At 67.8% G+C, this 10,473-nt stretch carries 10 protein-coding genes; 7 read left to right on the top strand and 3 right to left on the bottom strand.

The window, feature by feature from the left end; all coding sequences use genetic code 11:
- Positions 1-8: 8 nt before the first annotated feature.
- Positions 9-1,580: an ABC transporter substrate-binding protein gene (locus tag BMW72_RS02920; RefSeq protein WP_092107111.1), complete on the bottom strand. Its 1,572-nt coding sequence runs from the start codon at positions 1,578-1,580 to the stop codon at positions 9-11.
- Positions 1,581-1,890: 310 nt separating this feature from the next.
- Here BMW72_RS02920 and BMW72_RS02915 point away from each other — a divergent pair, with 310 nt between their 5' ends.
- From BMW72_RS02915 to BMW72_RS02895, 5 genes are all read left to right on the top strand, one after another.
- Positions 1,891-2,892 carry a 2-hydroxyacid dehydrogenase gene (locus BMW72_RS02915; RefSeq protein WP_241983927.1) on the top strand — a complete coding sequence of 334 codons (1,002 nt, stop codon included), beginning with the start codon at positions 1,891-1,893 and terminating at the stop codon, positions 2,890-2,892.
- Between the two features lie 24 nt (positions 2,893-2,916).
- The gene (locus tag BMW72_RS02910; RefSeq protein ID WP_092107107.1) at positions 2,917-3,555 is read left to right on the top strand and encodes a DUF1684 domain-containing protein; all 639 of its coding nucleotides are present in this window, start codon (positions 2,917-2,919) and stop codon (positions 3,553-3,555) included.
- A gap of 273 nt (positions 3,556-3,828) precedes the next feature.
- Positions 3,829-5,424, top strand: coding sequence for a DEAD/DEAH box helicase (locus BMW72_RS02905; protein WP_241983926.1), 1,596 nt, complete (start codon positions 3,829-3,831; stop codon positions 5,422-5,424).
- A gap of 95 nt (positions 5,425-5,519) precedes the next feature.
- Entirely contained in the window at positions 5,520-6,014 is a 495-nt protein-coding gene (locus BMW72_RS02900) for a GNAT family N-acetyltransferase (RefSeq protein ID WP_092107103.1), read from the top strand.
- 87 nt (positions 6,015-6,101) lie between these two features.
- Positions 6,102-7,097, top strand: coding sequence for a nucleoside hydrolase (locus BMW72_RS02895; RefSeq protein WP_092107101.1), 996 nt, complete (start codon positions 6,102-6,104; stop codon positions 7,095-7,097).
- Positions 7,098-7,271: 174 nt separating this feature from the next.
- Here BMW72_RS02895 and BMW72_RS02890 read toward each other — a convergent pair whose 3' ends face one another.
- A complete protein-coding gene (locus BMW72_RS02890; protein WP_092107099.1) occupies positions 7,272-7,856 on the bottom strand; it encodes an NUDIX hydrolase family protein in 585 nt (194 codons plus the stop codon).
- 312 nt (positions 7,857-8,168) lie between these two features.
- Here BMW72_RS02890 and BMW72_RS02885 point away from each other — a divergent pair, with 312 nt between their 5' ends.
- Positions 8,169-8,843 (top strand): alpha/beta hydrolase, encoded by a 675-nt coding sequence (locus tag BMW72_RS02885; protein WP_092107097.1) that lies wholly within the window; start codon positions 8,169-8,171, stop codon positions 8,841-8,843.
- A gap of 227 nt (positions 8,844-9,070) precedes the next feature.
- Here the strand turns inward: BMW72_RS02885 and BMW72_RS02880 are convergent, their stop codons facing one another.
- Positions 9,071-9,511, bottom strand: coding sequence for a DUF5997 family protein (locus BMW72_RS02880; RefSeq protein ID WP_092107095.1), 441 nt, complete (start codon positions 9,509-9,511; stop codon positions 9,071-9,073).
- A gap of 74 nt (positions 9,512-9,585) precedes the next feature.
- Here BMW72_RS02880 and BMW72_RS02875 point away from each other — a divergent pair, with 74 nt between their 5' ends.
- Entirely contained in the window at positions 9,586-10,449 is an 864-nt protein-coding gene (locus tag BMW72_RS02875; protein ID WP_092107093.1) for a LysR family substrate-binding domain-containing protein, read from the top strand.
- Positions 10,450-10,473 lie beyond the last annotated feature (24 nt).

Genomic DNA, 10,473 nt, shown 5'->3' with positions numbered 1-10,473 from the left:
CGGATGCGTCAGGCGACCGGAGTGATCTCCGCGATGCGGAGTTCGTCGCCAGAGGAGGAGTTCGGCGTGTAGTCCACGTTCGCCGTCTTGCCGATGACGCCGGTCTGGTGCGAGATGAAGGCGAACTGCACGATTTCGTCGTTCTGGTACCCGAAGATGTCCTCGTAGGCTGCCTGGCGCTCGGAACCGGTCTTGATTGACGCGGCTTCCAGCAGGGCGTCGAAGGCCTCGGTGCCGTAGACGCTCTGCGCTCCGGTCGTGGTCATGTATTGGTCGGCACTGAACTGGGCGTCGCCGGCCTGGTTGCCGTGCTGAATCAGCAGGGCAATGGCACCCTCGTTGTCAACGAACGGACGCAGCTGGTACTGCAGGTGCTGCGTGGTGTCGACCATCTTGAGCTCCACGTTGAGGCCGGCCTGGGTGAGCTGCTCCTGCAGCACCTGGGACATCTCCGACACCTTCGGGAACTGCGCGTTGCGGGCGACGATGGTGATCTTCTCGTCAACCGGCACGCCATCGGCCTTGGCCTCTGCAACGAGCGCTTTGGCCTTATCCACGTCGAACTCCCACGGCTCGAGGTCGGCGTTGTGGCCCACGATGCCCTCCGGCACGAGCTGGGCGGCTGCGATGTGCGCTCCCTGGTAGAGGGAGTCGATGATGCCCGACTTGTCGATGGCGTAGTTCACTGCCTCACGAACACGGATGTCGTTGAGCGGTGCAATTTCGGCGGTCATGCGCAAGGCGACCGTCTCGTTGTTGGGGTAGTCGAGGCCCAGGTCGCCGGCGCCGTCATCGGGGCCGAGGCCCATCGCGATGTCAGCTTCACCGCTCGTGATCATGGCCGCGCGCACGGTTCCTTCGGAGCGCCACTGGTACTCGGCGGTCGCGAAGGCGGGGGCGTCGCCCCAGTAGTCGTCGTTGCGCTCGAGGGTGAGCTTGGTGCCGGCATCCCACTGCGCGATGGCGTAGGGGCCGGTGCCGATGGGCTCGCGAACCTTGGCCGTGGCATCCGTCGCGGTGGGAACGATCTCAAGGAACGAGAGGCGCAGCGGAAGAATCGGGTCGGGCGTCACCGTGGTCACCGTGAGGGTCGTGTCGTCGACGGCGTTCACGACGAGGTCGTCGTCGCCGAAGACATAGCCCTCGACGTTGCAGGCGAGGTCCGAGTTGACGGCCCGGTCGATGGTGAAGGCGGCCGCTTCGGCGTTGAAAGGGGTGCCGTCGGAGAAGGTGACGTCATCGCGGAGGGTGAAGGTCCACTCTGTGTCGCTGGTCTGCTCCCACGAAGTGGCGAGCAACGGGTCGAGGTCACCGGTTGTCGGGTTGCGTTCCACGAGGGGCTCGGTGACGTTCGAGCGCATTACGACGCCGGTCGAGGTGAGGTTGGCCTCACAGGCCTCGAGCGTGGGCGGTTCCTGGGTCAGGACAATGCGAATGGTGTCGGCTGACCCGGCTCCGTCCGTGGGCTCGGAGTTGGCGACGGAGCAGGAACTCAGCAGCAGCACGGCGCTCGCGGCGACCGCGGCGCCGGCGACGACAGCACGGGGTGTCCTCGTACTACGGGAAAAAGAAAACGACATTGGTTCCTCCGGTTGATGTGGCACAGGGCTCGTGCTGAGCGCTCGTCTACAGATGAAGATGAAGTCTGTGCTGGTAGACAGGTCTCAGCTTGTGCGGCGTCGAGTGGATCGTCAAGCCACGAATTCGCTGCGGCGCACCGGGACGCCCGGCAAACGCGGGATATGCGCCACCGCACCCGCCCGAGGCGACCCAAAGTGCCGCGGAATTCCGCGGAACTGGGAACCCGGCACCCGGTTCATGCGCTGCGGGTATCGATCTATACGAATTACGTGTTGGACGGTATCGGTAAGGCAACCTAACCTGCAGAATGTGACCATCAACGCAGACGTTCAAGCCGCGGGTATTCCGGCACCGACCGACCAGAGCAATCCTCGCGGGCGGGTGCTGCAGGTCGGGCCGCTCATGCCTGTGGTGCAGAGCACGATTGTGGCCGAGCACCATGCCGTGCGAGTGCCAGACGGGCAGGCTCGGCAGGCCTTCCTCGATGAACACGGCTCCGAATTCACGGTGGCGGTAACCTCGGGAAAGATCGGCGTCGACAGCGCGCTCATGGCTGCACTGCCTAACCTGCTGGCGGTGGTCAATTTCGGCGTCGGTTACGACACGACGGATGTCGCTCAGGCCCGATCGCGCGGCATCCAGATCAGCAACACCCCGGATGTTCTCAATGACTGTGTCGCCGACACCGCCCTCGCACTGCTCCTCGACGTCTTTCGACGCACCAGTGCAGCCGATCGGTTCGTGCGTCGAGGTGCTTGGCAGAAAGGCAACTTTCCCCTCGCCAGCAAACTTTCCGGCAAGCGGATCGGCATCGTTGGCCTTGGCCGCATCGGCACGGCGATTGCTCAGCGGCTCGAAGGCTTCAACTGTGTCATTTCGTATCACAACCGAAAGCCTGCCGTCGGGTCGGAATATCGATACGTCGGCTCGCTCACGGAGCTTGCCGCGGACTCGGACGCCCTGATCATCGCGGCGGCCGGCGGTGCGGACTCGGTCAAGCTCATCTCCGCCGAGGTTCTCGCCGCGTTGGGGCCGCAGGGATATCTCGTGAATATTGCGCGCGGATCGGTTGTCGACGAGGCCGCGCTCGTCGCCGCACTGCTCAGCGGTGACCTCGGCGGGGCCGGGCTCGACGTCTTCGCCGATGAGCCTAATGTTCCCGAGGCGCTCCTCGCCCTCGACAATGTGGTTCTTCTTCCCCACCTCGCTAGTGGAACGCTCGAAACCCGAGCGGCCATGGCAGAATTGACGCTCACCAACCTGGAGCAGTTCGTCAGCACTGGAACACTTCTGACGCCCATCGCCGGATAAGAGATCCACGGTAGCGTAGCGACCATGAGTTCTTCCCTGGGAGCCTTGCAGATCGCGGATTGGCGTCGTCGCGTGACCGGACTGTACGCCGGGGTGCGCCAGCTCAGCGTGAACAGCCCGAAAAGCGGGCACGAGCTGTGGCGCTCTGGGCGGGATGAACTGTTCGCCGGGCATCCGTCGTCGCCGCTGCTGCCCGACGACCGTTCGGCATTCACCGGGCTTCCGATCGCGGCCTACGACCCGGACTGGCGGTTCGAGGCCCAGGTGCACCGCACCGAGCAGTCGTATCGCTTGAACGTGGAGACCGGAACCGACGGCAGCGTGCCGTTCGACCTCGTGGGAACCGTGCGGCTGCCCTACCTCGGATCGCTCGACGTGTGGCGGCTCGGGAGCTACGGCGGCGGATTGTTCCTGCCGTTGAAAGACGCCCTGGCCGGCCGCAGCGACGGCACCTACGGCGGCGGGCGCTACCTGCTCGACACCATCAAGGGCGCCGACCTCGGCCCCGGCGTCGACGACGACACCCTCATTCTCGATTTCAACTTCGCCTACAATCCGTCCTGCGCCTACGACCCGATGTGGGCCTGCCCGCTGCCGCAGAGCGGCAACGTCATCGGTGTCGAGGTGCCCGTCGGCGAGCTGTACCACGGCGACCACTCGTAGCGGGCGGCCGGCCGATTTGACAGCATCCGCTAGAGTGAGAGTACTTGCGAGTGCGTAGTTGCGCTCGCTGCGTCGTAGAACGCCCTCTTCTCTATCCGGCGGCCCACCAGGGCTGACCTGATTTTTCGAATGAAACATTCTTACGGCGAACGGATGTGCCCCTCGGCACCTTCGCCATGTGAATCCTCCTGGTTTGCTTACCGCTGCGCGGTAATTCGAACGGGCGAGGAGACTGATGCCCCGAAAGGCACCACTTTGTCTACAACCACCACTGTGTCCACAACCTTTGGCACGCTCGGCGTGCCGACTCCCCTGGTCAAAGTTCTCTCCGGCCAGGGAATCGACACCGCCTTCCCGATCCAGGTCGACACCCTTCCCGACACCCTGAACGGCCGCGACGTTCTCGGCCGCGGTAAGACCGGCTCCGGCAAAACCCTGGCCTTCTCCATTCCGATGGTGTCGCGCCTCGGCGGCAACCTCGCCGGCGGCAAGCGTCGCCCCGGCCGCCCGCTCGGCCTGATCCTCGCGCCGACCCGCGAGCTCGCCACGCAGATCACCAACGCCATCACCCCGCTCGCCGAGGCCTACGGCCTCAACACCACCACCATCTTCGGCGGTGTCTCGCAGGGCCGTCAGGTCGCAGCGCTCAAGGCCGGCGTCGACATCGTCGTGGCCTGCCCCGGCCGCCTCGAAGACCTCATGAAGCAGGGCTTCGTGAACCTCGACACCATCGAGATCACCGTGCTCGACGAGGCCGACCACATGGCCGACCTCGGCTTTCTGCCCGTCGTCACCCGCATCCTCGACAAGACGCCCGGCAACGGACAGCGCATGTTGTTCTCCGCCACGCTCGACAACGGCGTGGACAAGATCGTCAAGCGCTTTCTGCACGACCCGGTGATGCACTCGGTCGACGAGGCCAACAGCCACGTCTCGGCCATGACCCACCACGTGTTCGAGGTCTCCGGCGTCGACGCGAAGAAGGAACTCGTGCAGAAGCTCGCGAGCGGGTCCGGCCGTCGTATCCTCTTCATGCGCACCAAGCACCAGGCCAAGAAGCTCGCCAAGAGCCTCACCGACGCCGGCATCCCCTCCGTCGACCTGCACGGAAACCTCTCGCAGGTGGCCCGTGACCGCAACCTCGCCGCCTTCAGCGCCGGCACGGTCAAGGTTCTCGTCGCAACGGATGTCGCCGCTCGCGGCGTGCACGTCGACGACATCGAACTCGTCATCCACGTTGACCCGCCGGCCGAGCACAAGGCGTACCTGCACCGTTCGGGCCGTACCGCCCGGGCCGGCAGCGCCGGTGACGTCGTCACCGTCGTGCTGCCCGAGCAGAAGCGCGACACCGATGCCCTGCTGCGGAAGGCGTCCATCAAGGTGACCCCGCAACGCGTCGATGCCGCCTCCCCCGCCGTCGACGCCCTCGTCGGCGATGTCGCCGCCTACGTCAAGCCGGCGCCGCGCGTCGAGGCGCCGCAGCAGCAGCGCCAGTCTCAGGGTGGCCGTTCGCAGGGAGGTCGCTCACAGGGCGGCCGTTCGCAGGGCGGATCGCAGGGTGAGCGCAGTGGTCGCCCCAGCCGCGACGGCGACTCCAGCCGTGGCGGCCGCTCCGGCGCAAGCCGGGACGGTGCCGCCCGCACCGACCGCAACGACGGCGGCCGCAGCAGCGACTCGGCTTCGGCCGGCGGCGCCCGTCGCGAGCGGTCCGGTCGTCCGGCCGGCGCTGCTGCCAGCGCACCCCGTTCGGGTTCGGCCGCCGGCCGTTCCGGCGGACCCCGCGTCGGCAGCCTCCAGGTCGGCGGACTCGTTCGCGGTCCGCGCGAGGGTGGAGCCGGCCGTTCGGCTCCGCGCCGCTCACAGGGCTAAGCCCCCAGCATCCGCTTGACGAACGGGCCGGTCTCTCAGGAGGCCGGCCCGTTGCCGTGTTCGGGCCCACTCGCAAACACGGTTAGTGTCGAATCATGAACACCACAGTTGTCGTTCGACCCGTCAGTGAAGCGGATGCCGAAAGCCTGGGCCGCGTACACGCCGCCTGCTGGCATGAAACCTACGATCACCTGCTCAGCCAGGCGGCCCTGTCCCAGTTGCGGCCCCAGCGCCTCGCGGCCATGTGGCGTCGGTTCACCACCCAGGGACCCGAGTACCGCCAGAGCGTCGTGCTCGTCGACGACGAGATCGTCGGCTTCGCCGGCAGCGGACCGTGCCGCGACAACGACCTGCCCACCGAGCACGAGCTGTTCTTCATGTACCTACTCGACGCCCACCACGGCACCGGCATCGGTCAGCAGCTGTTCGATTCCGTCGTCGATCCCGGCCCGTCATCGCTCTGGGTTGCCGCCGACAACCCACGAGCGCACGCCTTCTACGCCCGCAACGGCTACCTCGCCGACGGCCAGGAACGCACCGAAGAGGTACTCGGCGAGACGCTGCACGAGGTGCGCCTGGTTCGCTCATAAGTGCAAACTTGGGCGTTCAACGCGCGAGTGCGGCGGCAGACGCCACGGCGGGGTTCCGGGGCAAACCCGAAGGAATAGGGTGAGCGGATGACTCATTCCACCGTTCCAGAGGCCATCCCGGTCATCCTCGACGTCGACACCGGCGTCGATGACGCGCTGGCCATCCTCTTCGCCCTCGCGCACCCGGGCATCAACGTGCTCGGCATCAGTTGCGTGGCGGGCAATGCCTCGCTCGAGCGCGTCGTCGAGAATACGCTGCGCATTCTCGATGTCGCCGACGCCCCGCCCGTGCCGGTCGCCGCCGGGGCCAGTCGCCCCCTGCTCGAGCCGGCGCGCTCCGCCGCACACGTGCACGGCGAAAGCGGCCTCGGCACCCTGAAGCTTGCGGCGACAGACCGGCAGGCGGAGTCGATCAGTTCCATCGAGCTCATGCACCGGCTGATTCAGGCCAGCCCGCACCCGGTCACCCTGGTCGGGCTCGCACCGCAGACCAACCTGGCGCTGCTGCTGCGTCAGTACCCCGACGTCGTCGACAACATCGAGCGCATCGTCTTCATGGGCGGATCGACGACGGTCGGCAATGCCACCGCGGTCGCCGAGTTCAACGTCTGGCACGATCCGGAAGCAGCAGCCATCGTGCTCGACTCCGGCGTACCCACCTTCATGTACGGGCTGGACGTGTTCAACCAGGTGGCGATACCGGAGCCCGTTGCCGCGGCCCTGGTGCGCAGCGACTCCCCCCTCGCCCACGTCGTCGGCCTACTGCTCAGCAACCGGGTCGCGCTCGGATCCGGGCGCAACGCCGCCTACACCGGGCTGATCGGCGATGCCGGTGCCATCTGCGCCCTGGTCGACCCGGACGCCCTTACGACGGCGATGCTGCCGCTGCGCATCCAGCTCTCCGGTTATGGCCGAGGCCAGACGCTCGTCGATCAGCGCATCCACCCGGGCGAGGACATCGTGCACGGTCTCGCCGGCGACTGGGAGGCCGCTGAGGTGGCCCTCGACGTCGATGTCGACCGGTACGTTCACCTGTTCCTCGACACGCTCGGCCTCGGTTCGGCGTTGCCGCAACCGCGATAACCGTCGTCGAACGGATGCTGTGGCCCGCCCCTGCCGCGCGGCACGCTCATGGCCGCGCCCCAGACGGGTAGCCGCTACGCCGATTACCGCAGCGGCCACCTGTATCGGGCGCCGCCGCGAGCAGACCGGTCGGGGTGCGGGGCCGGCCGGCGCTGCCGGCATCCGCTCAGCGCGTCAGTACAGCTGGCCCACCGAGGCGAGCGCCGCACGCAGCAGGGTGCCGCGGCCGCCTTCCATCTCGGCCGAGACGCCGGGGGATGCGGCCTCGGCCGGAGTCATCCAGGTGATTTCGAGCGCGTCCTGGCGGGGGTCGCAGGTGCCGGTGACGGGAACGACGTAGGCCAGCGAAACGGCGTGCTGGCGGTCATCCGTGTAGGCGGTGATTCCGGGCAGGGGAAAGTATTCGGCGACGGTGAACGGCACGGGGCTGGTCGGCAGTTGCGGAAACGCCATCGGTCCGAGGTCCTTCTCGAGGTGACGGAACAGCGCGTCCCGCAGGGTTTCGCCGTAGAGCACCCGGCCGGAGACCAGCGTGCGCGTCATTTCGCCGGTCGGGCGGGCGCGCAGAAGAACTCCCACCTCGACCACCTGGCCGAGGCCGTCGACCCGCACGGGCACGGCCTCGATGTAGAGAATCGGCAACCGGCGACGAATTTCGGCGAGCTCGACGTCTTTCAGCCAGCCCGGATTCGCGTTCGGGGCTCCCGCGGGGGGCTTTGGCGTCCAGTCCGGGTCTGGGTCAGGGGTTCGCACGCTCATAGTGCCATTCTGTCCTACGCCGGCCCCGCCCGCGCACTCACGAGCGCCCTCGCCCCGCCGGGCGGCGCCTGCGCGCGGCCCGTTCTGCGGCCGGCCCTTCAGCCTGTCTAGCAACAGGAGCCGGGCTCCTGGGTAACGAATTCAGGAAATCCACCGGCCCCAGGAGCGGCGAACCCGGGAATCCGCGGTCTCCCGGTCGGCCGGCGCGCGGGTTTCCTGAATTCGCCACGGCTGGCAGGTGCGAGAACTGGGCGCGGCGATGAAAGTATGGAAGTACACGGCGCCCGCGCCGCGAACCCCGGAAGGATCCCCATGACCACCAGCACCACCATCGACAATGCCGCCGTACTCTGGTCGGCGACCGGCGCCGACCGGGCCGACCGCCCGCTCCTGCTCATCATGCACGGTTACGGCTCGCACGAAGGCGACCTGTTCTCCCTCGCGCCGCACCTGCCGCTCGAACCGGTGATCGCGGCCCTGCGCGCGCCGCTCGTGGCCCCGGCGCCGGTCACCGACGGTTGGGCCTGGTTTCCGATCAGCGAGCCGGGCAGCCCTGACCCGGCCACCGTCGCAGCGGCCGTCACCGCGGTGCTCGACTGGCTCGACGCCCTGCCGCAGCAGCCACCGACGATCGGCCTGCTCGGGTTCTCGCAGGGCGGAGCCATGGCGCTCGAGCTGCTGCGCGCCGCCCCCGACCGGTTCAGCTTCGCGGTGAACCTCTCCGGATTCATCGCGACCGGCTCGCAGTTCAGCGACGCCGAGCTGGCCGAACGGCCGGCCCCCGTGTTCTGGGGTCGCGGCACGGCCGACGGCATCATTCCGACGAGCGCGATCGAACGCACCCAAGCCTGGCTGCCGAACCACAGCACCCTCACCGAGCGCATCTACGAGGGACTGGCGCACTCGATCTCCCAGGCCGAACTCGGTGACGTCGTCAACTTTCTGCGCGCGCAGTACGTCACGGTCGCGGCCGAACCGACCGCCTGACGACGCGGGCCCCAGCGGATGCCGCGGCTCGGCATCCGCTCGCCCCGCAATCTCAGCGCTCCCCCACGCAGGAGTCGCGCCAGCGGCCGGAACACCCGCGCAACACGCTGCGCCGGAGTTGAGCCAGTGCGCTGGAGTTGCGCCTCGCACGCAGCTGCGCAACTCCAGCGCGGCCGTGAAATGGGTCCGGCCACCCGCCCGGCCACCCGGTCAGCGGCCGCGACGAGCTAGGAGCGGTCGCGCTTGGCCTGTTCCTGCGAAGCCTGGCGTTCAACGTGTGCCTTCTTGGCTGCCCGGTGGGCGTCGCGGTCTTTCACCGCGATCTGGTCGGCGCGCACGCCGGCCTGGGTGGAACGCTCGAGCACGAGCCAGGCCGGCGGCTGCTGCAGCAGGGCGGCGATCTCGGCCGTGGTCAGCGGGTCGTTGATGTCGCTGCGAGCGAGGCCGGAGATCGAGACGCCGAGCTTGGCGGCGACGACCTGACGGGGGTGCGGGCCGTTGGCGCGCAGCAGGGCCAGCCATTCCGGCGGGTTTGCCATGAGCTCGGTGAGCTCGGTGCGGCTGACGAATTCGGTCTGGAACTCGGCCGGAGCCGCGTCGAGCAGAATCCCGAGTTTCTGGGCCGCCGTGGCGGGCTTCATGGTCTGGGGCTTCTTCTCGGAACTCATTGTTCAAGCGTATAGCCTAAAGAGAGCCCTCGTTTGGGCGAAACGCACGCTCAACTACCCGAGAGAGGACGCCGGTGAGCTTTTCCATCGCTTTCGTCGCCGGTGTGACCCCCACCAAATGGACCCGCATCTGGAATGACCGCCGCCCTGACGTTCCCCTCACCGTGTTTCGCACCGAGACCGCCGAGCAGATTGCGGTACTGCACGACGGCCGGGCCGAGGTGAGCCTCGTGCGCCTGCCCATCGATGACACCAACCTGAGCGTCATCAACCTGTACAACGAGATTCCGGTCGCCGTCGGGGCGAAGGATCACGCGAGCCTGCAGTCCGAGACCGTGCTGCTGGCCGACCTGGCCGGCGAACATCTGCTGCAGAACCCCGACGATGTGCCGGAGTGGCGCGACCTCGCCGACGAGGTGCGTGACGGCTCCCGTCGCGCCCTGCCGCCCATGCGCGACCTCGACGAAGCCATGGAGCAGGTCGCCGCCGGCGTCGGGATCCTCATCGTGCCGCACTCGATCGCCCGGTTGTACGGTCGTAAAGACGTGGTGTCCCGCCCGGTGACGGGTGTCGCCGAGACCCAGATCGCGCTGGCCTGGATCACCCGGGAGACCACCGACGACATCGAGGACTTCATCGGCATCGTGCGCGGACGGTCGAAGGCGAGCTCCCGCACCGATACCGGAGCGGCGGCGGCCGACGCCGCGGCATCCGCTGAAGCCGGCGCTGCAGCCGATGAGGCGCCAGCGCGCAGCGACGGCCGGCCGCCCAAGCCACCGCGCAAGCCCAAAAAGACCGACAAGGCCAAAGCTGCCGCCAAGGCCATTCGGGTCGCGGCGGCCAAGGCCAAGCCCGCCGTGCGTAAGAAGGTCGAGAACTCCCCCGGTCGCACCCGGCCGACCAAGAACCCCAACAAGGGCAAAAGCCGCGGGCGCTAAGCGGATGCCCGGGCCCGCCTCCGG

It is taken from the genome of Cryobacterium luteum, assembly GCF_900110125.1.
Taxonomy (GTDB): Bacteria; Actinomycetota; Actinomycetes; order Actinomycetales; family Microbacteriaceae; genus Cryobacterium; species Cryobacterium luteum.
Note: the sequence above shows the minus strand (reverse complement) of the source record. Positions and strands in the feature narration are given on the sequence as shown.